A 21,490-nucleotide genomic window follows, 5' to 3' on the forward strand; every position below is an offset into this window, starting at 1 on the left:
GGACGGCGCCCGGCCTCGGTAGTCTGGCCTCCCGGCGCGGCGCACGACGAGGAGACGTGATGGCAACCTTCGGCCCGTCCGATGACCTGCAGGCGGCGGAGTTCGTCGACACGGACCTGCGTCGCGCGCGCTTCGTCGGGGCAGACATCTCCGGCGTCGTGATGCGCGGTGTGCAGGCGGAGGGCGTGGAGATCGACGCGCCGTGGCTCTCCACCGACACCTTCCTACGCGTCAACGGCGTCGACGTGGTCCCGCTCGTCGAGGCCGAGCTGAACCGTCGATTCCCGGGACGCGCCGAGCGGCGCGCCACCGATCCGGAGGGACTCGCCGCTGCGTGGGACCGGCTGGAGCGCACCTGGGTCTCCACGCTCGAGCGGGTCGACACGATGCCGGCCGGCACGGTGGACGTGTCGGTCGCGGGCGAGTGGTCGTTCGCACAGACGCTGCGGCACCTCGTGATGGCCACGGACACGTGGCTGCGCCAGGCGATCCTGGGGGAGGAGCAGCCCTTCCACCCGTTCGGGTTGGTCGACGCTGCGACCAAGGGCGACGGCTTCGACACGTCGGTCCTCGCCGAGGTCGCGCCGTCCTACGGCGAGGTCCTCGAGGTGCGGGCAGGACGCGTCGCGATGGTGCGCGACCTCATCGCGGGCGTCACGCCCGAGCTGCTTGCGTCGGCGCGACCCAACCCGCACGACCCGGCCTACCCCGAGACCGTGCTCTCCTGCCTGCACACGATCCTCGAGGAGGAGTGGGAGCACCACCGCTACGCCGTGCGCGACCTCGATGTCATCGCGGCGGGGGCCGGCGCCTGACCCCGCCGCACGGCTGGGGCGACGACGCCCACGTCCCGAGCGGGTCGTCCTACGAGGCGATGCGGTCCCGCGCGGCCCGACCGGAGCCCTGAGCGGCACCGTCGGTCTCGCGGGGGCTGATCTCGGCCCACACCGCGTCGAGGGACAGGCCGAGGACCTCGGCGACCGCCGCGATCGTCGGGAAGGCCGGCGTGGCCACGCGGCCCGACTCGATCTTGCGCAGGGTCTCCGGGGAGATCCGTGCCTCGAGGGCGGTCTCGAGCATCGTGCGTTGACCGCGGGCGCGACGCAGGAGCGCACCGAGGCGCTGTCCGCGCTCGACCTCGGCGGGTGTGAGCGGCAACCTGACCATGCTCTCGATCCTAGACCGGGATAACATGGCCGGGATAGTTATTGGTCGCACCAGAGTCGCATGGAAAGGCGCCGCATGATCGAGATCCTGAGCCCCTCCGAGCTGCCCCGCGCGCGGGCCGCGGGAGCTCTCGTCGCCGACATCCTGCAGACGCTGAAGGGCCGCGCGACCGTCGGTACCAACCTGCTGGACATCGACCGGTGGGCCGAGACGATGATCGTCGAGGCCGGGGCGTCGTCCTGCTACGTCGACTACGCGCCGTCCTTCGGCCGGGGACCGTTCGGCCACTACATCTGCACGTCGGTCAACGACGCCGTGCTGCACGGACTGCCTCATGACCGGGCGCTCGCCGAGGGCGACCTCGTCTCGCTCGATCTCGCCGTGTCCCTGGACGGAGTCGTGGCCGACTCGGCGATCAGCTTCGTCGTGGGCGAGTCGCGGCCCCCGGAGAGCGTCGCGATGATCGAGGCGACGGAGCGGGCGCTGGCCGCCGGCATCGCCGCGGCCGGGCCGGGCGCTCGCGTCGGGGACATCTCGTATGCCATCGGCTCGGTCCTCTCCGAGGCGGGCTACCCGGTCAACACCCAGTTCGGGGGCCACGGCGTCGGGTCGACGATGCACCAGGACCCGCACGTCGCGAACGCCGGACGGCCGGGCCGTGGCTATACACGCTGCGTCCCGGCCTCCTGCTGGCCCTGGAGCCGTGGGTCATGGCCGGCACCGCCGAGCTCGTGACCGATGCCGACGGGTGGACGCTCCGGAGCGCCACCGGCAGCCGGTCGGCCCACAGCGAGCACACGATCGCCATCACGGGCGACGGGGTCGAGATCCTCACCGTCCCGACGACGGCACGGCCCTAGGTCCGCGCGGCACGGGACCGGAAGCCAGGCGTCTCAGGAGACGACGACGGCGTCCGGGGTGGTGGTCGTCAGGCGCATCCGGACCGGGACCTCGTCGCCGATCCGTGGGGGAGCGACGCCGGCCGGCAGCACGAGGAGGCTGCACTGCATGTGCGGCGGTTCCGCGAAGCGCGGCATGACCCCCGACACCGTGAAGGGCGAACGCACCCGGTGCGCGGCCTCGAGCACGCCCTCGGTGACGGCGATGGCACGTGACCGCGCGGTGGCGGCCGACGACGGGCTCTCCATCGCGACCCCGTGCGACGTGCCGCCGCTGACGACGACGAGGTAGCCCGCGGCGACGGCGCGCTGTCGGTAGCCGACCCGCGTGCCCTTGGCGACGGGTCGCACGTCGAGCACGTGGGCGCGCACCTCGTAGGAGCCCTTGTCGGCGTACCAGAGGTCCGTGCCGATGCGCGGCCGGAACTCGTGCTCCGGGAACCCCGCTGCGAGAGTGGCGAGCTCGGCCGCGGACACGTGGGACACGAACCACGTGCGGACCCCGGGCACGGCGGCGATGAAACGGGAGATCTCCTCGACGTGGCCCGTCCCGAGCGGCAGGTGCAGGGTGACCCCGACCGCGTCGGCGACTCCGGCCAGGTCGGCGACGTCCGCGACGGGCGTGCCGTAGCGGTTCATCGACGTCAGGCCCTCGACGACGACCCGCGCGTCGGCGAGCACCTCGCGAAGGCTCGCCAGGTCGGACCCGGTCGTCAACGTGTGGACGACGCGCCGGTTCGCCAGGTCGGGCAGGTGGGCGTGGACGGCGGCACGGAAGGGCTCCATGACGAGCACGTCACCGCCGAACGCGCCCAGGGCAGAAGGCAGTTCGGCGTAGGCGCCGATCGCGACCATCGGCACCCCGAGTCGGGCGGCCTCGGCGCAGAGCAGGTCACGGCCGAAGCCGTAGCCGTTGCCCTTGATGACGGGGACGACGCCGGAGTGGTCGGCGACGAAGCGGTCGTGGGCGGCGCGCCAGCGCTCACCGTCGACGTGGAGGACGAAGGACACGTCCGATCACCGCCGCTTCATGTAGAGGTCGAAAGCCTTGTAGAGCAAGCGGTTCAGCGGCAGGTCCCACTCGCCGGCCAGTCGCACGGCCTCGCCGCCCGTGCCGACCTTGAAGCGGATGAGACCGATGTGCGGGTTGGCCTCGTCGACCGTGTTGGTGATGCCGCGCAGGTCGTAGACGCTCGCGCCGGCGGCGATGGAGTCCTGCATCATCCGCCACTGGATGGCCGTCGAGCCCTGCAGCTCGCGCTTGGCCGACGTCGACGCGCCGTAGGAGTACCAGGCGTGCTCGCCGACCTGGATGAAGATCGTCGCGGCGAGCACGTCGCCCTCGTGCTCGGCGAGGTAGACGCGGATCCGATCGGGATCCTCCGCCGAGAGGGCGGCGTACATCGTCTCGAAGTAGGCGAGCCCGCGCGGGGTGAAGCGGTCGCGCTCGGCGGTCTCGACGTAGGTGCGGTGGAAGGCCGGCAGGTCGGACGCGTCTCCGACGCGGACCTCGACGCCGTTCTTCGCGGTCTTCTTGATGTTGCGGCGCCACAGCTGGTTCATGCCGGCGAGCACGTCGGCCTCGGTGCGGCCCGCGAGCGGCACCTGGAAGACGTACTCCGGCTGGCCGGCCGCGAAGCCGTCGTCGGGGCTGAGGTGCCTGAAGCCCAGCCGCCGGAGCTCGGCGACGACGGCCGTGCCCACCGGCTCGACGACGTCGGGCGTCGCGTCGTCGTAGCGACGGACGGCCGGGTCGCCGATGGCTGCCTTGATCGTGGCGGTGCGCCAGCGGTGCGTCGCGACGGGTGGCCCGAGCCGCAGCGCGAAGGCGCCCTTGGCCTTGAGGTGGTCGCGCAGCGCGCGGAGCAGCTCGACGAGCCGCGGTGAGGCCCAGTCGATGCAGGGGCCCTCGGGCACGTAGGCCAGCGAGCGCTTGATGCGGGGCAGCGAGCGGTGCAGCACGAGTGCGGCGCCGACCATCTCCTCGCCCTCGAACCAGCCGACCGACTCGGCGCGCCACTCCTTCTTGACGTCGGCCCAGGCCGGCGTCTGGAGGAAGCTCGCCGAGGGCTGGGACCGCAGCCAGGCGAGGTGCTCGGCTGCGGTGATGTCACGAACGGAGATGGGCGCGTTCACGCTGGCTCACGCTACCCGAGCGCGACGGGTGACCCGACACGCCTCGCCCGCCGGACGGCATACGCCATCGGCCGACCCGCCGGCACGAGCCGGACCGACGGAGGACGTATGCCGGGTCGCTCAGGCCCAGCCCATGGTGCGTGGGTCGGGGGGCAGCCGCGGGTTGAGCAGGTGGGCGACGAGGGCCGTCCACCCGGTCTGGTGCGTCGCGCCGAGGCCCTCGCCGGTGTCGCCGTCGAAGTACTCCGAGAAGGTGGGATGCGCCGACCACAGCGGGTCGGGCGAGGACTCGATGCGCTTGCCGTCGGACGGACGACGGCCGTCGACGGGACGGAAGAGCGCCGTGAGGCCCCCGTCGATGACGTCGGCCGCCTCGTCGAGCGTGCGCCAGTCGCCCGAGCCGGTCGGGATCTCGATGCGGAAGTCGTCACCGAAGTAGCGGCCGTAGGTGCGCAGCTTGTCGGCGAGGAGCACGTTCGTGGGGAACCACACGGGCCCGCGCCAGTTGGAGTTGCCGCCGAACATGCCGGTGCGCGACTCGCCGGGCTCGTACTCGATCGAGACGGTCTCGTTGCCGAGGGTCGCCGTGACGGCCTGGCGCGTCGCGGCCGACAACGAGCGGATCCCGTAGGGGGACAGGAACTCCTCCGTGTCGAACATCCGCTCGAGGATGCGACGCAGTCGCTTGGGCGGCACGAGGGTCAGCAGCATCTTGCCGTCGTCGCGGGCCAGCATCGGCTTGACGAGCTCGGGCCGGCGCTCCTGGAGCCACTGGAAGCGGCTCGTCACGTCGGGGCACTCGTCGACGACCCACGACGGGATCTCCGTCGCGCCGAGGATCGGCAGGAGGCCGACCATCGACCGCACCCGCATGTGCGGTGCGCGCCCGTCGGGCTGGACGAGCACGTCGTAGTAGAAGCCGTCTTCCTCGTGCCACAGGCTCTTGTCGCTCGAGCCGAAGTGGCGCATCGCCTGCGCGATGGAGAGGAAGTGCTCGAGGAACTTCGTCGCCACGTCGTCCCACGCCTTGTCGGTGCGGGCCAGCTCGAGGGCGATCTTGAGCATCTGCTGGCAGTAGAAGGCCATCCAGCTCGTCGCGTCGGACTGCTCGAGCCGGAAGCCGGGCGGCAGGGGAGCGGAGCGGTTGAAGAGGCCGATGTTGTCCATCCCGAGGAAGCCGCCCTCGAAGAGGTTGGAGCCGTTGGCGTCCTTGCGGTTGACCCACCACGCGAAGTTGAGCAGCAGCTTGGTGAAGACGCGCACGAGGAACTCGCGGTCGCGGTAGCCGTCGATCCGGTAGACGTGCCAGGCCGCCCACGCGTGGACCGGCGGGTTGACGTCGCCGAACGCCCACTCGTACGCCGGCAGCTGGCCGTTGGGGTGCATGGCCCACTCGCGGCACATGAGGACCAGCTGCTCCTTGGCGAACTCCGGGTCGACGTGGGCGAGCGGGATGGTGTGGAAGGCGAGGTCCCACGCGGCGAACCACGGGTACTCCCACTCGTCGGGCATCGAGATGACGTCGGCGAGCGCGAGGTGCTTCCAGTGCTCGTTGCGCCCCTTCTTCCGCGACTCGGCGACGGCCGGGCCGACGGGGTCTCCGTTCGCCCACTGGCGCACGTCGTAGCGGTAGAGCTGCTTGCCCCACAAGAGGCCGGCGTAGGCGCGGCGCGCGACGTGCCGGTCGGCCTCGTCGAGGGAGGCGTCGATGACGTGGCCGTAGAACTCGTCGGCCTCGGCGGACCGGGCGCCGAGCACGTCCTCGAAGTCGTCGCCGAACCACTCGAGCCCGGGGTCACCGGGAGCGAGGCGCAGGTCGACGGTGACGGTCTCGCCGGGCCCGACGGAGTCGAAGCGGTACCAGAAGGAGCACTTGCTGCCGTAACCGCCGGGGTTGACCGCCTGCGTGCGGCCGTGGACGACCCGCTCGTTGATCGAGTCCTTCGGGTAGAGCGACTGGTTGGCGGGGGCGTGGTCGCCGAAGACGTGCCTGGCGTTGGTCTCGTTGTCGCAGAAGAGGGTCGTCGGCGAGCCGGACGCGGCGAGGACGTAGCGGCCGAGGAAGCCGTGGGTCACCTCGGCGGCGCGGTAGCCGCGTGGCGGCCGGCCGTTGCGACGGATCTCGCGCAGCTCGGTGACGCGGTCGTCGATGCCCCAGCTCCACGTGTTGCGCAGCCAGATCGTCGGCAGCACGTGGAGCGGCGCTGCGGCCGGCCCGTGGTTGGTCGCCGAGATCCGGATGCACATGTCGTCGGGCCCGGCCTTGGCGTACGTCATCGTGACGTCGAAGAACTCGTGGCTGTCGAGGATGCCGGTGTCGCCGAGCTCGAACTCCCGCTCGTCACGGGTGCGCTCGCGGTTCTCACGGCGCAGCTGCTCGTAGGGGAACTCGGCCTGCGGGTAGCGGTAGAGCCACTGCATCCACGAGTGCGTCGGCGTGCCGTCGAGGGCCCACCAGTACTCCTTGGCGTCCTCTCCGTGGTTGCCCTCCTCGTTGGTCAGGCCGAAGAGGCGCTCCTTGAGGATCGGGTCCTTGCCGTTCCAGAGGGCGACGGAGAAGTTGAGGAAGCCGAAGCGGTCGCTGATGCCACCGAGCCCGTCCTCGCCCCAGCGGTAGGCGCGCGACACGGCCTGGTCGAAGGGGAACTCGGACCACGCGTTGCCCTCGGCCGAGTAGTCCTCGCGGACCGTGCCCCACTGCCGGCCGGAGAGGTAGGGGCCCCAGAGGCGCCACGGGGCGTCGTGGCCGGGGGAGTCGATGAGCCGCGCGTGCTCCGCACTGAGCGGTTCACCCGGGGGCAGGGGGCTGTTCATGGAGGACATCGTGCTGCATCGATGTGTCGACGTCGTTACGGGTCTTGACCTTCGACCCGGTCGAGGGCCCAGTCTTGTCGTCATGCCCGCCACCCCCGTGCCAGCTGCCGACGACGCCGACGACGCCGACCGCCTGCTGACGATCGGCGAGGTCGCCCGTCGGAGCGGCCTCACCGCCAGCGCGCTGCGTTTCTACGACCGCGAGGACGTCCTCGTCCCCGCCGACGTCGACGCCCTGACGGGCTACCGGAGGTATGCCGTCGCGCAGGTCCGCGCCGCGCGCCTGCTCGCCTCGCTGCGCCGGGTCGGCATGCCGCTCCCCGAGGTCGCGCTCGTGCTCGACGAGGATGCGCGGGGTGCGTCCGGCGCTGCCGCGGACGTCGTCACCGCCCACGAGCAGCGCCTCGTCGACGGCCTGGCGGACGCCCGGCGCGAGATCGTGCGCACGCTGGCGCTCCTCGCCGAGCGCGACCTCGCGGGGACGGAGGCCTGCCGGGTCGGGGTCCGCGCCGGCGACCTGGCCGCGGCCCTGGCGGCCGTCCGGTTCGCCGTGGCTTCGGGGGAGCCCGTCGCGGGCGCCCCCGACGGGGTGGACCTGCGCGTGCTGACGGGGATCCTCGTCGAGGTGTGCGGCGCCGAGGTGCGGTGCGTCGCGACCGACCGCTACCGCCTCGCCGTCGGGTGGGCCCCCGTCCTCGGTCCACCCGCGGCCTCGCCGGACGAGCCGGTGGCCGCGGTCGTCCCGGTCGGCTGGGCCGACGGGGTGGCCGCGGCGTGCGCCGCCCTCGCCGTGGACGCCGAGGTCGTGCTCGAGCTGCGCCCGGGTCGGTTGGTCGCACTCGTGGACGGTGAGCTGCTCGCGACCCCGGTGCTCCCGGGCTCGTTCCCCGACTACCGGAGCATCGTCGCCGAGGACCCGGGCCGGGGTGCGGTCGACGCCGGGGGACTCCAGGCCCTCCTGCCGGTGGAGCGGCAGACCGTCGGGCTCGTCGTCCGTGACGGCTCGGTCCACGTCGCCGAGACGTCCGGTGCGGGCACGGGCGACGTCGCCGACGTCCTCGTCGACCCGGAGTTCCTCCACGAGGCGCTCGCCGTCGCCGGTGCCCGGCCGACGCTCGTCCTCGACGGTCCGCACCGTCCCCTCGCCATCCGCGGGGACGGTGCCGGCTTCTCCGTCCTCATGCCGGTCGCGCCCGAGACCTCGCGTCGGTGAGCGTCCTCGTCCACCTGTGCCGAGGCTGCGGTCACCAGCAGGCGTGGCACGAGTCCGGCAACGGCGGCTACACGCCGTGCCGGTGCTGTCGGGCCGGGACGGCGGACCCCGACCCCTCGCCGACCCTGCTGCCGACGGTGACCTCGCCCGGCGGCATTCCGGATGGGTGGCGTCGCGTCGAGCAAGCTCTCCGGGACGCCACCCCCGGCTCCATCGAGCCCTTGTGGGAGCCCGGCACCCGGCGCAACGTCGGCACGATGCACGCGACGACGACGTGTGGCTGTGACGCCTGCCACGAGGCCGCCGCGCGGATAAGGCGTCGAGAGCACCCCTCCGCGGCTCCTAGACTGGAGGGGTTGTCCGGCCGCTGACGTAGTGCGGCACCGATAGGAGGAATGCCGTGATCGTCGCCACCGGGATCGAGCTGCGTGCTGGCGCGCGCCTGCTCGTCGAGGACGCCAGCTTCAGGATCGACGCGGGCGACCGCATCGGTCTCGTCGGCCGCAACGGTGCCGGCAAGACGACCCTGACCAAGGTGCTCGCGGGCGAGGGCCAGCCGGCCGCCGGCACGGTGACCCGCACGGGCGCCGTCGGCTACCTGCCGCAGGACCCGCGCACGGGTGACCTCGACATGCTCGCCCGTGACCGCATCCTCTCCGCGCGCGGCCTCGACGAGATCGTGCGCCGGCGATCCGAGGCCGAGGCCCGGATGGGCAGTGACGACGAGCTGGTCCGTGACAAGGCGATGCGCGCCTACACGCGGCTCGAGGCGGAGTTCGAGGCGCAGGGCGGGTATGCCGCCGAGTCCGAGGCCGCGTCCATCGCCAGCGCCCTCAACCTCGAGGAGCGCATCCTCGGCCAGCCGCTCGGCACCCTGTCGGGTGGCCAGCGCCGCCGCGTCGAGCTGTCGCGGATCCTCTTCTCCGGCAACGAGACCCTGCTCCTCGACGAGCCGACCAACCACCTCGACGCCGACTCGATCATCTGGCTGAGGGAGTACCTCCGCGCCTACAAGGGCGGGCTCATCATCATCAGCCACGACGCCGAGATGCTCGATGCCGTCGTCAACAAGGTCTACCACCTCGACGCGAACCGCTCGGCCCTCGACGTCTACAACGTCAGCTGGAAGACCTACCTCCAGGCGCGCGAGACGGACGAGAAGCGTCGGCGCCGCGAGCTGCAGAACGCCCAGAAGAAGGCCGGCGCACTCATGGCGCAGGCCGACAAGATGCGGGCCAAGGCCACGAAGGCCACGGCTGCCCAGAACATGGCCAAGCGTGCCGAGCGGCTCCTCGCGGGCGTCGAGGGCGAGCGGGTCCAGGACAAGGTGGCCAAGCTCCGCTTCCCCAAGCCGGCCGCCTGCGGCAAGACGCCCCTGCGCGCGTCCGGGCTCTCCCGCTCGTACGGCTCGCTCGAGGTCTTCACCGACGTCGACCTCGCCATCGACCGCGGCAGCAAGGTCGTCGTGCTCGGGCTCAACGGTGCCGGCAAGACGACGCTGCTGCGGATGCTCGCCGGCGTCGACACCCCTGACACCGGCGAGGTCGAGCCCGGTCACGGGCTGCGCCTCGGCTACTACGCCCAGGAGCACGAGAACCTCGACGTCGGTCGCACGGTCCTCGAGAACATGAAGTCGGCCGCGCCCGAGCTCGGCGAGACCGAGGTGCGCAAGGTGCTCGGCTCCTTCCTCTTCTCCGGCGACGACGTGCACAAGCCCGCCGGGGTGCTCTCGGGTGGTGAGAAGACCCGTCTGTCGCTCGCCCTCCTCGTCGTCTCGGCGGCCAACGTGCTGCTCCTCGACGAGCCCACCAACAACCTCGACCCGGCCTCCCGCGCCGAGATCCTCGGGGCGCTGTCGACGTTCGAGGGTGCCGTCGTGCTCGTCACGCACGACGAAGGAGCCGTCGAGGCGCTCGAGCCCGAGCGCATCCTGCTGCTGCCCGACGGCGTCGAGGACCTCTGGGGACCGGACTACCTCGACCTCATCTCGCTCGCCTGAGCCTGTCGGCGCTCGTGGCAGGGCGCCACTGGCTACGTTGGCGCCATGACATCGAGCGCGAGGCGACGGCGACGTCGTGAGCCGCGGTCGAGCGCCGGCGAGAACCGTCTGTGGCCGGCGCTCGCGGTCGTCGTGGCGGCGCTGGCGTATGCCGTGCTGCCCGAGAGCCTGCTCGTCGGCCCCCGCCTCGCCATCCCGGTCATCGAGCTGGTGCTGCTCGGTGCGCTGGTCGTCACCAACCCGCGGCGCCTCGTGCGGCAGACGCGCTGGTCGCGCGGCATCTCCATCGCCCTCGCCTGCCTCGTCATCGCGACGAACCTCGTGGCGCTCGGCATGCTCGTGCGCAGCCTCACCTCGTCCGAGCCGGGCGGGATGCCCCTGCTGCTCGCCGGGATGCAGGTGTGGCTGACCAACGTCATCGGCTTCGGCCTGCTCTTCTGGGAGATCGACCGTGGTGGTCCGGTCGCCCGCCACACGGTGGTGCGCGACCGGCTGCCGCCGGCCGACTGGCGGTTCTCGCAGGACGAGAACCAGGACGCCGTCACCGAGGTGGCCGCCACCTCGAGCGAGAGGAGCAACTGGCGACCTGAGCTCGTCGACTACCTCTACGTGTCACTGACGAACTCCAGCGCGTTCAGTCCCACCGACACGATGCCGCTGTCGGCGCGGGCCAAGGCGCTCATGGGCCTCGAGGCGACCGCCGCGCTGCTCACGTCGCTGCTCGTCGTGGCCCGTGCGGTCGGGGCCCTGGGGCAGTGAGGGCGGCGAACGGCATACATAAGCAAATAGTTGGGCTCACATAATGGACGGTTATTGTATCTGGGTGGGTCGCTCGGGACACTGTGTGCCATGCCCACCGACCACCACCTCACCTGCCCGTTCTGCTCGGGCGAGGACCTGACGCCGTTTCCGGACCCCACGTCCGCGTGGTCGTGCCTGGACTGTGCCCGGGTCTTCCGGGTCGAGCTGGTCCAGCCGGCATCGGTCACGGGGTGGGGCATCCTGCGCGTCGTCTCGCCGACCACTGTCGGTCATGCGGTCGCGGCCTGAGCCCGGTGCCACCAGGGTGACCCGCGGGTAACCTGCGTCCATGACGCATCCCCACCTCCGGGTCGAGACCGACGGGCCCGTCCGCACGCTGACGCTCGACCACCCGGAGAAGCGCAACGCGCAGACCCCCTCGCTGTGGGCCGCGCTCGCCGACGAGGCACGCTCCCTCCCCGAAGACGTACGCGTCGTCGTCCTCCGCGGGGCCGGGGACGCCTTCTCCGCCGGCATCGACACCGCCATGTTCACGCCCGAGGGCGTGCCCGGGGAGGAGAGCGTGGCCCAGCTCGCCGCGGGAGGTCCCGAGGCCGTCCAGCGGGGGATCGCGGCCTACCAGGAGGGCTTCACCGCCTGGGCCGAGTGCCCGGCCGTCGTCGTCGCGCAGGTGCACGGCTACGCCATCGGCGCCGGCTTCCAGCTCGCGCTGGCGGCCGACCTGCGCGTCGCCGCGCTCGACGCGTGGTTCGCCATGCGCGAGACGAGCCTCGGCCTGGTGCCCGACCTCGGCGGCACCGGTCCGCTCGTGCACCTCGTCGGCTACGCCCGCGCCCTCGAGATCTGCGCGACGGGGCGCAAGATCTCGGCGCCCGAGGCGCACGGCATCGGCCTGGTCGGCACGCTCGCGCCCGCGGCAGACCTCGACGAGGCGACGGGGTCGCTCCTCGAGGCGCTCCTCGCCGCCCCGGCACCCGCCCTGCGCGCGCTCAAGCCGCTGCTGCGCGGGGCGATGGACGGCGACCGCGACCGACAGCTCGCCCGCGAGCGGGAGGCCCAGACCGGGCTGCTCCAGACGATGCTCGGCGGCTTCGGCGCCTGAGTCCGGCCGCGGCTCGCGGCTGATCCGGGGCCCGGGGGAATCGCTGTCGGTCCCTCGCGGTTGGATCAAGGGACTGAAGGAGGTCTGTGCCGTGGGCATGCAGCCGTGGATGGCGATGCGATCGATGTCGCGCGACTCGTCGGTGGCCGAGCGGAGCCTGTCGCCGGGCACCCGTCGCCGCGTCCTGACGTACGCCGCGCCGTACCGCCGGGCGATCATCGCGTTCCTCGCGGTCGTCGTCCTAGACTCTGTCCTCGTCGTCACGGTGCCGCTCCTGCTCAAGAGCCTCGTCGACGACGGCGTCATCCCCAAGGACTCGTCCGTCGTCGTGCGGCTCTCGCTCGTCGTCGCGGCCATCGCCATCGTCGACGCCGTGCTGACCGTCATCTCCAGGTGGTACTCCTCGCGCATCGGCGAGGGGCTCATCAACGACCTCCGCACCCAGGTCTTCGGGCACGTCCTGCGCCAGCCGATCGCGTTCTTCACCCGGGCCCAGACCGGCTCACTCGTCTCGCGGCTCAACAACGACGTCGTCGGCGCCCAGCAGGCCTTCACGTCGGTACTGTCCAACGTCGTCTCCAACGTCGTGTCGGTCGTGCTCGTCATCGCGGCCATGCTGGCCCTGTCGTGGCAGCTGACGCTCGGGTCACTGCTCCTCGTGCCCCTCTTCCTCGTCCCGGCCAAGCTCATGGGCAAGCGGCTCGCGACCCTCGCGCACCGCCAGATGACGCTCAACGCCGACATGGGCACCCGGATGACCGAGCGCTTCAACGTCGCCGGGGCCCTGCTCGTCAAGCTCTTCGGCACGCCCTCCCGCGAGGAGGCCGAGTACGCCGAGCGCGCCGGACGCGTCCGCGACATCGGCATCCAGATCGCGCTCAACCGGACGATCTTCATGGCCGCCCTGACCCTCGTCGCCGCTCTCGCGACCGCGATGGTCTACGGCTTCGGCGGTGTCATGGCGGTCAACGGCACGCTCTCGGTCGGCACGCTGCTCGCGCTCGCCGCCCTCCTGGCCCGCCTCTACGGCCCGCTCACGTCGCTGTCCAACGTGCGGGTCGACATCATGACCGCGCTGATCTCCTTCGAGCGCGTCTTCGAGGTGCTCGACCTCGAGCCGCTCGTCAAGGAGCGCGCCGGCGCCGTCGACCTGCCCGACGGGCCGCTCGGGGTCGAGCTCGACCACGTGGGGTTCCGCTACCCGTCGGCCGACGAGGTGTCGCTCGCCTCGCTCGAGTCCGTGGCGTCGGGGGACCGGCGCGGCAGTGGCGTCGTGCTCCGCGACATCACCGTCAGCGCTCCTGCGGGCCACCTCGTCGCGCTCGTCGGGCCCTCGGGCGCCGGCAAGACGACCCTGACCTCGCTCGTGTCCAGGCTGTACGACCCGAGCGAGGGCACGGTGCGCGTCGGTGGCGTCGACCTGCGTGACGTCACGATGACCTCGCTGCGCGACCGCGTCGGCGTCGTGACCCAGGAGGCCCACCTCTTCCACGACACGATCCGGGCCAACCTCCTCTACGCCCGTCCCGACGCCACCGACGACGAGATCCACGCCGCCCTGCGGGCCGCCCAGATCAGCGACCTCGTCGCCGAGCTGCCCGAGGGCCTCGACACCGTCGTCGGCGACCGCGGCCACCGGCTCAGCGGCGGCGAGAAGCAGCGCCTCGCCATCGCGCGGCTGCTGCTCAAGGCACCCGACGTCGTCGTGCTCGACGAGGCCACCGCCCACCTCGACTCCGAGTCCGAGGTCGCCGTGCAGCGCGCCCTCGACGCCGCGCTCGAGGGCCGCACCTCGATCGTCATCGCCCACCGGCTCTCGACGATCCGCCAGGCCGACCTCATCGTCGTGCTCGACCACGGCCGCGTCGTCGAGACCGGGCGGCACTCCGAGCTGCTCGTGGCCGGCGGCCTCTACGCAGACCTCCACGCGACGCAGTTCGACGACCAGACCGTCGAGCGTCCGGGTCGTGCCGACCGCGAGCTCACGTCGCTGGAGCGTGACGCGCTCGACCACGTCTGAGCGCCGGCGCCCGGGTCAGGCGACGTCGGCCGTCAGCCTCTCCTCGAGCCCGGCGGCGAGGCCGGTCACGGTCGCGAGGTCGACGAGACCGCCGAGGCTCCGGGCCGCGAGCCGGTGACGCACCGGACCGAGCCGGAGCCGGAGGTGGACCCGCGTCCGGTCGTCGCCGGCGGGTCGTAGTCGCAGGCACCAGGTGAGCTGCATGTGGCCCCTCGTGGAGGCGAAGAGCAGGTGCGAGGCCGCCTCGAGCTCCACGACCGTGAAGGTCGCGTCCGCGCCGCCCCAGTCGGGGATGACGTCGCCGACGGCGAGCCCCTGCAGGGTGGGCTCGAGGTGGCGCAGGGCCCGCCGCGCCCGCGGGACGGCACGCTCCACGACCCGTGGGAGGTACCACCCGGCGCGGTGCCGGCCGAGCTGGACGAGCCACGGCCAGACCGACTCTGGAGCGCCCGAGACGGTGAAGGCCCGGTCCATGACGACGTCGGCGGCCACGAGGGCGTCACCCGGTAGGCGGGCGTGCCGTTCGGAGCCCGTCGGGCGGGCGAGCAGCGGGCTGGTCGCGGAGTCGCCGGTCGTCATGGTCGCCCCGTTCATCGCGAGAGCTGCTGGAGCGCCCACGTGTTGCCGTCCGGGTCGCTGAGGTGTGCGTACTTGACGCCGCCGCCCATGTCCTGGACCTCGGAGACCTCGATCCCGTTGCTGCTCAGCATCGCCCGCGCCTCGACGATGTCGTCGACGACGAGGTGCAGGTTCTGCACGCGGGGCGCGTCGGGTGCGCTCATCCCGACCCCGATGACGATCGAGCAGCTCGACCCCGGCGGCGTCAGCTGCACGACGCGCATACCGTTGCCCGGCTCGACGTCGTGGTCGAGGAGGAATCCCATGCCCTCGGCGTAGAAGGCCAGGCTGGCGTCGACGTCGGTGGTCGGGAGGGGGACGAGCTCAAGACGCATGTCCATGTGGGGTGACTCCTCGGTGTGGTCGGACGTCGACCTTCTCACCTGCACCGGTGCTGGCGGGGGAGGGCCGGCTCAGGCGTCCTCCTCGTCCCAGATGCGCACCTTCTTCGGCTTGGCCGGTGCCGCGTCGGGACCGGCGGTCTCGGCACGCTGGGCGGCTGCCTCGCGCCGGACGGCGAAGAAGATGAAGATGAGTCCGCCGGGCATGAAGAGCCACCACTGGTAGGCGTACGCCTGGTGGGGTCCCAGGTCCTCCTCGGGGCGTGGGAGCAGGCGCAGCGGGTGCTCTCCCGCGGTAGCAGTCGGCTGCTGCGCGCCGAGGACGACGTAGGCGTCCACCGGGCTCAGCGCGGGCACCTGCGTCCGGGCGTCGGCGACGTTGATGCTCGCCAGCTGGGGCCGAGGAAGGTCGCGACCGAGGCTCACCTCACCCGTGCGCAGCCAGCCGGTGACCTGCACCGGGCCCGTGGGCGGCGGGTCGACGGGCGGGCTCGTCTCGGCGTCGTCCGCGTTGGGCACCCAGCCCCGGTCGACGAGGAGCGTCAGGTCACCCGTCCGCATCGGTGTCAGCACCTCGAAGCCGACGGTCGCGTCGAGCGTCCGGTTGCGGACGAGCAGGTCGGTGCCGACGGCATACGTCCCCGTCAGGGTGACCCGGGTCCACTGCTGCTCAGCCGGGATCGGGGACTCGACGAGGCTGGGAGCGAAGGGGACAGGTGCTGCGCCGTAGTTGCGCGCGATGGCGTCGACCTTGGTCCGCTGCTCGACGTGACGGTGCCACTGCCACAGGCCGAGGTAGAAGCAGGCGACCCCGAAGAGGACCGCGACGAGGGTCCAGAGCAGCCAGCGCCGCGTCAGCCAGAGTCGAAGCACGGATCGACGGTACCCGGCACGACGACGGACCCGGCTACCGGTCCGTCCCTGACCTGCGGTGACGTCACGTCTGGGTCCTGGACGTGCGGGTTCGGACGGGAGGGTCCGGGGTACGGCCCACGTAACCGACGCATCCTCCGAAGGAGATCCCCGATGAGAGCAGTCACCTGGCAAGGAAAGGGAGATGTGCGGGTCGAGACCGTGCCTGATCCTGTCATCGAGCAGCCCACTGACGCGATCATCCGGGTGACGACCACCAACATCTGCGGATCGGACCTGCACCTCTACGAGCCGCTCGCGGCCTTCATGACCCCGGGTGACATCCTGGGGCACGAGCCGATGGGTGTCGTCGAGGCCGTGGGTGCCGACTGCGGGGATCTCCGGGTGGGAGATCGCGTCTCGATCCCGTTCCAGATCTCCTGCGGTTCCTGCTGGATGTGCGACCAGCACCTGTACACACAGTGCGAGACCACTCAGATCCGCGAGCACGGCACTGGCGCCGCGCTCTTCGGCTTCTCCAAGCTCTACGGGTCGGTCCCTGGTGGGCAGGCGCAGTACCTTCGGGTCCCTCAGGCCCAGTTCACCCACACCAAGCTTCCGGAAGGGCCGCCGGACGATCGCTTCGCGTACCTGTCGGACATCCTGCCGACCGCCTGGCAGGGCGTGGAGTACGCCGGCGTGCCTGACGGCGGCACCATCGTCGTGCTCGGGCTCGGCCCCGTCGGTGACTTCGCCTGCAGGATCAGCACGCTGAAGGGCTACCGGGTCATCGGCGTCGACCGGGTCTCGGACCGTCTGCGTCGGGTCGAGGCCCGCGGTGTGGAGGTGCTCGACCTCGACGAGCACCAGGACGACCTCGGTGACGTGATCCGTGAGATGACCGGAGGGCGGGGTCCCGACTCGGTACTGGACGCGGTCGGCATGGAGGCACACGGCTCGCCCGTCACGACCGTCGTGCAGAAGGCGGTGGGACTGCTGCCATCGGCTGTCGCGGGACCCCTGCAGGAGGTGGCCGGAGTCGATCGTCTCGGCGCCCTCTACTCGGCCATCGACATCGTGCGCCGCGGAGGCACGATCTCACTCACCGGCGTCTACGGGGGCGCGGCCGACCCGATCCCCATGTTGACCCTCTTCGACAAGCAGGTGCAGCTGCGGATGGGCCAGTGCAACGTCAAGCGCTGGGTCGAGGAGATCATGCCGCTCCTCTCGGATGAGGACCCGCTGGGCGTCGACACGTTCGCGACCCATCGACTCACCCTCGACGAGGCGCCGGAGGCCTACAAGGCCTTCCAGGAGAAGCGGGACGGACACGTCAAGGTGCAGCTGAAGCCCTGGGCATGACGGACTGAAGGAGCGGCCGGCAGGTCGATGCTGGTGCTGGTGGCGCTCGCGTGCCCAGCCCGGCGCGTGCCTCCGCTGCCTCATTGGCGGCGACGAGAGCCGTTCTTCTGCAGAGCATTTCGGAGCCGCGGCCGTCGACGTGAAGCGCACACCGGCTGACGCAAGCGGCGTCGCCGCGGCTCAGGTCGGCAGCGTGCGAGCCGACCACACGTACGTGCCGCCCCGCGCAACGACCAGCCCGTCGTGCTCATCGATGATGCGGCGCAGGTCCCGCTGCAAGGCGGCCAGACGGTCTGGACCCAGACGTTGGTGGTCGCTGAACGTTCCCACCATCCCGGTCCAGTCCGCGCCGTCGAACTCGCGGACCCACCGGTAGGTGCGCGTCTCTCCCGGCGTCAGCGACGGGACGTCACGGAAGGGGTCCGCGTCCTCGAGACCGCTCGGGTCCTGTCCCACGACGGCCAGGCCAGGTGCATGCAGCCGGTAGGCGGCACGAAACCGGGTGAGCACGGAGTCGTCGAGCACGTGGAGCGCGGCACCGCCGCCATTCGGTGGTCCGCTCCACACCGACAACGCGGAAACCACGGGAGGCGATGGCCGCCTCCACGTTGCCGGCACCGCACCCGACGTCCAGCGTGCCCGAGGGGCGGGCGGCGAGCAGATCGTCGATCAGCGCGTCGGGATAGCTCGAGCGGAACCGGTCATGAGGCCTGCGCCGCCGGGCTGAACGACTCCGCGCGTCCTCGGTCCTGGTGAATCCCCTCCAACGGCACTCCGTGCTGCCACGGCCGCCGCATGGTCGTGACTCTCAGCGCCTTGCGACGGCACTTTCCCGACTGGAGCAGCGTCCACCGGGTGCGATCAGAAACGGGAGCGAACGATCAGCCGCGCGACAGCCACGACGGAAACTCCGGCACGTTCAGCGGCACGCTGGAGCTTGCTGTCGGCCTCTTGGGGCGAGATACCCTGCTGGACCGCCAGGATGCCGGCCGCTTGGCTGATCGTCTCGAGGTCCTCGAGTCTCGCCGGGGCCTCAGTGGCCCTGTGCCGCGTGGTGAAGGCGAGATCGGCGTTGTGCACCGCGCCCGGAGCCCACGCCCCGAAGATCTCAGCCAGTCGCTTCTCGCGGCCGCTGAACGTGTCGGTCCCGGCGCCGTACACGTTGATGCCGGCCGTGACGGTCTCGCCCGTCAGGACCGGGAGAGACAGCGTGCTGCGGACACCAGCAGAGGCGCTGGCCTGGGCGAAGGTGTGCCAGCGCCGTTCGTCGAACAGATGCTCCTCGTCCGTGAGCACGGGCTCGCCGGCACTGACCGCATCCACGCAGGGACCGCCGTCGATGAACTGGACGGCGTCGAGCGAGGCCACGGTCTCGGACGTCGCCACGTAGGTGAAGGTGACACCTTGGCGGACGAGGCCGAGGCTGAACCCCACGATCCCGGGGACCACCGCGACGACCATCGCCGCGATCTCCGTCAGGTCGTCCTGCAACGCTGAGTCGCCGTACCGGCCGAGTCGCTCGAGGGCGAGCCGCGTCTCTGGGATCGGTTCCATGCTCTTGAGTTACCCATTGAACTCGCCTACCCGAACCTCCCGTACCCCGAGCAGAGACAGGAACATCGTGAGCCGGCCCATGCGTGCGGGCGGGCCTCCGAGCACTGTCGGATCACGACGATCCCGACTGGACCTCGGCCGGTTCCCAACGGTGGTCAGCCTCTCGCGAGAGGAACTGCCGCGGGGGAGCGTAGAGTCGGTGATGCAGCGACACATGGTCACCAGCCGCGGTCCCGGAGCATCAGGGGCCAGTCAGAGAGCGGGGATCGCCGGTGTTGCCCTCCCGGGCGCGAACACACCGACGAAGGATGGCCATGGACGAGCAGTACATCGAGATGGGACTCGACCCCGGCGTCGAGTACCTACGCGACGTTGCCGAAGGGTTCGCCCAGCTCGGCAGACGCGTGGAGGACGAGGGCGGACACGACCCCTTCCAGGCCATCACCAGCGTCGCCTGCGAACGCGTGCGAGGAGCCGTGGGTGCCAGCATCACGACCCTGCGGTACGGCGAGTTCCTGACCGTGGCGGCGACCGACGAGCGCGTACGACGCGCCGACGCCATCCAGTTCGAGCTGGGCTCCGGACCGTGCCTCGATGCCATCGTCACGTCAACGATGTACAGCCCGTGCGATCTGCGGACCGACGATCGCTGGCCGGCCTACGGCCGACGGGTGGCCGACGAGCTCGGCCTCCACAGCATGCTGTCCTACAGGATGCTGTTGCCCTCCACAGGCACCGCGCGGGCCTCAACCTCTATGCCGAGGCTCAGGGTGCGTTCACCGAACGCGACACCATGATCGGTCTGCTCCTTGCGACCCACGGCGCACTGGTCGCGACAGCTGCCTTCTACGACCGCCACGTGCAGAACCTCGAGCGTGCACTTCGGAGCAACCGAGGGATCGGAACGGCGATGGGAGTGCTCATGGCCAACCACAAGGTCACCGAGGACCAAGCCTTCGACCTGCTGCGGATCACCAGCCAGAACACCAACCGCAAGATCGTCGACCTTGCGCACGAGGTCGTGGAGACCGGCGCCCTCGACGTGACGCCGCACCAGCGCCCGCTGGTGGCCGTCAGCCCGCCGGACAGCCTGACGAGTCGACCGCTGACGTAGCCGGCTTGCAGCGCGGGCCGCCTTGGTGGCTGCGATACGAGGTCATCGGCCCTGAGGTGCAAGGCACTCATCAGGCACGCAGGTCGCACGAGGGCAGACGCGCCAGCCCGGCGTGATGAGCTCGGGCAGTCCGCAACCCGTCCGCAGGAGGTCCAGAAACGACCCTCCCCCTGCCATCCTGACGAACCACCCAGACGGCACATCACCGCAGTTCAGAGGGCTGGGACAACATCGGCAGCATGAGCAGATCGGTTCGCTGCAGGACCCGGCCTAGAGTGGAGCCCATGACCCGCCTTCCCGACCCAAGCGTCCGACCGGCAGGGCTGGCCGACCAGTTCGGGCGCCGGGCCCGCGACCTCCGAGTGTCGGTCACCGACCGCTGCAACCTGCGCTGCACCTACTGCATGCCCGCCGAGGGACTGCCGTGGATGCCCAAGGCGGAGATGCTGACCGACGAGGAGATGCTGCGGATCATCGGTGTCTTCGTGCGCGACGGGATCACGCAGGTGCGCCTCACGGGCGGCGAGCCGCTCCTGCGCCGCTCGCTCGTCGACCTGGTCGCGGGCATCGCCGCGCTCGAGCCGCGTCCCAAGATCGCGATGACGACGAACGGTGTCGGCCTCGAGCGCGTCGCCATCGGGCTCAAGGAGGCCGGCCTCGACCGGGTGAACGTCAGCCTCGACACCATCGACTCGGACACCTTCACGCAGCTGACCCGCCGCGACCGCCTCGCCGACGTCGAGGCAGGCCTCAAGGCCGCCGCGGACGCGGGACTGACGCCGGTCAAGGTCAACGCCGTCGCGATGCGCGGCATCAACGACGACTCCGTCGCCGACGTCCTCGCCTGGTGCCTCGAGCGCGGCTACGAGCTGCGCTTCATCGAGCAGATGCCGCTCGACGCCCAGCACGCCTGGGACCGCACGCAGATGATCTCCGCCGACGAGATCCGCGAGCGACTGTCGCAGCGCTGGGAGCTGACGCCGCTGCCGGCCGCAGACCGGGGGAGTGCGCCGGCCGAGCGCTTCCTCATCGACGGCGGACCCGAGACGGTCGGCATCATCGCCAGCGTCAGCGCACCGTTCTGCGCGGCCTGCGACCGCACGCGGCTCACGGCCGACGGGCAGGTGCGCAACTGCCTCTTCTCCACGACCGAGACCGACCTGCGTGGGCCCCTCCGGGAGGGCGCCACCGACGACGAGCTGCTCGGCCTCATGCGGGGAGAGATGTGGCGCAAGCGCCGCGGCCACGGCATCGGCGACCCGGACTTCGTCCAGCCCGACCGACCCATGTCCGCCATCGGCGGCTGACCGCGGCTGCCCCCACCGAGGGCCCGGCCGACGTTAGCTCGGGCACGGGCGACGATCGACGGCGAGAGTCGTTCCGCGCATCCCGGTGACGGCAGCCGGTGACGTCTGGGTGGAGGTCAGCAGGGGCGTTGGGCGTGCGCGACGACCGAGGCTGCGCTCCCGACGACGGGATCGCACGAGGCGGGATCCGGCACGCGGGCTCTGACCCTTCCGTTCCCGGACCGCGAGAT

The 21,490-nt window shown here is 71.3% G+C and carries 20 protein-coding genes and 1 pseudogene; 12 read left to right on the plus strand and 9 right to left on the minus strand.

Translation table 11 applies throughout. The annotated features are described in order from the left end of the window. Nucleotides 1–59 precede the first annotated feature (59 nt). Entirely contained in the window at nucleotides 60–815 is a 756-nt protein-coding gene (locus tag ACSSS0_RS20750; protein WP_487229472.1) for a DinB family protein, read from the plus strand. A 49-nt stretch (nucleotides 816–864) separates the two neighbouring features. On the opposite strand, the gene ACSSS0_RS20755 is transcribed toward ACSSS0_RS20750, so the two are convergent. Next, entirely contained in the window at nucleotides 865–1,167 is a 303-nt protein-coding gene (locus ACSSS0_RS20755) for a helix-turn-helix domain-containing protein (protein ID WP_487229473.1), read from the minus strand. Nucleotides 1,168–1,242: 75 nt separating this feature from the next. On the opposite strand from ACSSS0_RS20755, the pseudogene map reads away from it, so the two are divergent. Then, nucleotides 1,243–2,027: pseudogene (map, locus tag ACSSS0_RS20760) on the plus strand (type I methionyl aminopeptidase). A 33-nt stretch (nucleotides 2,028–2,060) separates the two neighbouring features. Here map and ACSSS0_RS20765 read toward each other — a convergent pair. The 3 genes from ACSSS0_RS20765 to ACSSS0_RS20775 all read right to left on the minus strand — a co-directional run bounded on the left by ACSSS0_RS20765 (nucleotide 2,061) and on the right by ACSSS0_RS20775 (nucleotide 7,016). Further along, nucleotides 2,061–3,077 (minus strand): alanine racemase, encoded by a 1,017-nt coding sequence (locus tag ACSSS0_RS20765; protein WP_487229474.1) that lies wholly within the window; start codon nucleotides 3,075–3,077, stop codon nucleotides 2,061–2,063. Between the two features lie 6 nt (nucleotides 3,078–3,083). Next, nucleotides 3,084–4,202 (minus strand): lipid II:glycine glycyltransferase FemX, encoded by a 1,119-nt coding sequence (locus tag ACSSS0_RS20770; protein WP_487229475.1) that lies wholly within the window; start codon nucleotides 4,200–4,202, stop codon nucleotides 3,084–3,086. 120 nt (nucleotides 4,203–4,322) lie between these two features. Then, nucleotides 4,323–7,016 (minus strand): MGH1-like glycoside hydrolase domain-containing protein, encoded by a 2,694-nt coding sequence (locus ACSSS0_RS20775; protein ID WP_487229476.1) that lies wholly within the window; start codon nucleotides 7,014–7,016, stop codon nucleotides 4,323–4,325. A gap of 82 nt (nucleotides 7,017–7,098) precedes the next feature. On the opposite strand from ACSSS0_RS20775, the gene ACSSS0_RS20780 reads away from it, so the two are divergent. The 6 genes from ACSSS0_RS20780 to ACSSS0_RS20805 all read left to right on the plus strand — a co-directional run bounded on the left by ACSSS0_RS20780 (nucleotide 7,099) and on the right by ACSSS0_RS20805 (nucleotide 14,112). After that, nucleotides 7,099–8,229, plus strand: coding sequence for a DNA polymerase III subunit beta family protein (locus ACSSS0_RS20780; protein ID WP_487229477.1), 1,131 nt, complete (start codon nucleotides 7,099–7,101; stop codon nucleotides 8,227–8,229). 400 nt (nucleotides 8,230–8,629) lie between these two features. Further along, nucleotides 8,630–10,228, plus strand: coding sequence for an ABC-F family ATP-binding cassette domain-containing protein (locus ACSSS0_RS20785; RefSeq protein ID WP_435986112.1), 1,599 nt, complete (start codon nucleotides 8,630–8,632; stop codon nucleotides 10,226–10,228). Between the two features lie 45 nt (nucleotides 10,229–10,273). Beyond that, a complete protein-coding gene (locus ACSSS0_RS20790; protein WP_487229478.1) occupies nucleotides 10,274–10,987 on the plus strand; it encodes a hypothetical protein in 714 nt (237 codons plus the stop codon). Nucleotides 10,988–11,077: 90 nt separating this feature from the next. After that, entirely contained in the window at nucleotides 11,078–11,278 is a 201-nt protein-coding gene (locus ACSSS0_RS20795) for a hypothetical protein (protein ID WP_435986110.1), read from the plus strand. Nucleotides 11,279–11,318: 40 nt separating this feature from the next. Continuing rightward, nucleotides 11,319–12,092 (plus strand): enoyl-CoA hydratase/isomerase family protein, encoded by a 774-nt coding sequence (locus tag ACSSS0_RS20800; RefSeq protein ID WP_435986109.1) that lies wholly within the window; start codon nucleotides 11,319–11,321, stop codon nucleotides 12,090–12,092. Between the two features lie 97 nt (nucleotides 12,093–12,189). Further along, on the plus strand, nucleotides 12,190–14,112 hold the full coding sequence (locus ACSSS0_RS20805; RefSeq protein ID WP_487231229.1) for an ABC transporter ATP-binding protein: 1,923 nt from the start codon (nucleotides 12,190–12,192) through the stop codon (nucleotides 14,110–14,112). A 15-nt stretch (nucleotides 14,113–14,127) separates the two neighbouring features. Here the strand turns inward: ACSSS0_RS20805 and ACSSS0_RS20810 are convergent, their stop codons facing one another. The 3 genes from ACSSS0_RS20810 to ACSSS0_RS20820 form a co-directional block, all read right to left on the minus strand. Continuing rightward, a complete protein-coding gene (locus ACSSS0_RS20810; protein WP_487229479.1) occupies nucleotides 14,128–14,691 on the minus strand; it encodes a hypothetical protein in 564 nt (187 codons plus the stop codon). An 11-nt stretch (nucleotides 14,692–14,702) separates the two neighbouring features. Next, nucleotides 14,703–15,071: a VOC family protein gene (locus tag ACSSS0_RS20815; RefSeq protein ID WP_487229480.1), complete on the minus strand. Its 369-nt coding sequence runs from the start codon at nucleotides 15,069–15,071 to the stop codon at nucleotides 14,703–14,705. Between the two features lie 72 nt (nucleotides 15,072–15,143). Further along, the gene (locus tag ACSSS0_RS20820) at nucleotides 15,144–15,944 is read right to left on the minus strand and encodes an SURF1 family cytochrome oxidase biogenesis protein (protein ID WP_487229481.1); all 801 of its coding nucleotides are present in this window, start codon (nucleotides 15,942–15,944) and stop codon (nucleotides 15,144–15,146) included. A gap of 153 nt (nucleotides 15,945–16,097) precedes the next feature. On the opposite strand from ACSSS0_RS20820, the gene ACSSS0_RS20825 reads away from it, so the two are divergent. Beyond that, complete coding sequence (locus ACSSS0_RS20825) at nucleotides 16,098–17,285, plus strand: zinc-dependent alcohol dehydrogenase (protein ID WP_487229482.1); 1,188 nt, start codon at nucleotides 16,098–16,100, stop codon at nucleotides 17,283–17,285. Nucleotides 17,286–17,465: 180 nt separating this feature from the next. Here ACSSS0_RS20825 and ACSSS0_RS20830 read toward each other — a convergent pair whose 3' ends face one another. Beyond that, entirely contained in the window at nucleotides 17,466–17,741 is a 276-nt protein-coding gene (locus ACSSS0_RS20830; RefSeq protein WP_487229483.1) for a hypothetical protein, read from the minus strand. A 405-nt stretch (nucleotides 17,742–18,146) separates the two neighbouring features. After that, the gene (locus ACSSS0_RS20835) at nucleotides 18,147–18,839 is read right to left on the minus strand and encodes a GAF and ANTAR domain-containing protein (protein ID WP_487229484.1); all 693 of its coding nucleotides are present in this window, start codon (nucleotides 18,837–18,839) and stop codon (nucleotides 18,147–18,149) included. A gap of 314 nt (nucleotides 18,840–19,153) precedes the next feature. Between ACSSS0_RS20835 and ACSSS0_RS20840 the strand changes: the two genes are divergently transcribed. From ACSSS0_RS20840 to moaA, 3 genes are all read left to right on the plus strand, one after another. Beyond that, nucleotides 19,154–19,636, plus strand: a complete 483-nt coding sequence (locus ACSSS0_RS20840) for a hypothetical protein (RefSeq protein ID WP_487229485.1) — start codon at nucleotides 19,154–19,156, stop codon at nucleotides 19,634–19,636. After that, entirely contained in the window at nucleotides 19,633–19,953 is a 321-nt protein-coding gene (locus tag ACSSS0_RS20845) for an ANTAR domain-containing protein (RefSeq protein WP_487229486.1), read from the plus strand. The genes ACSSS0_RS20840 and ACSSS0_RS20845 overlap by 4 nt, the downstream gene beginning before the upstream one ends. Before the next feature lie 284 nt (nucleotides 19,954–20,237). Beyond that, a complete protein-coding gene (gene moaA / locus ACSSS0_RS20850; protein WP_435986101.1) occupies nucleotides 20,238–21,260 on the plus strand; it encodes a GTP 3',8-cyclase MoaA in 1,023 nt (340 codons plus the stop codon). Nucleotides 21,261–21,490 lie beyond the last annotated feature (230 nt).

This window comes from Terrabacter sp. R4-6 (assembly GCF_057529065.1).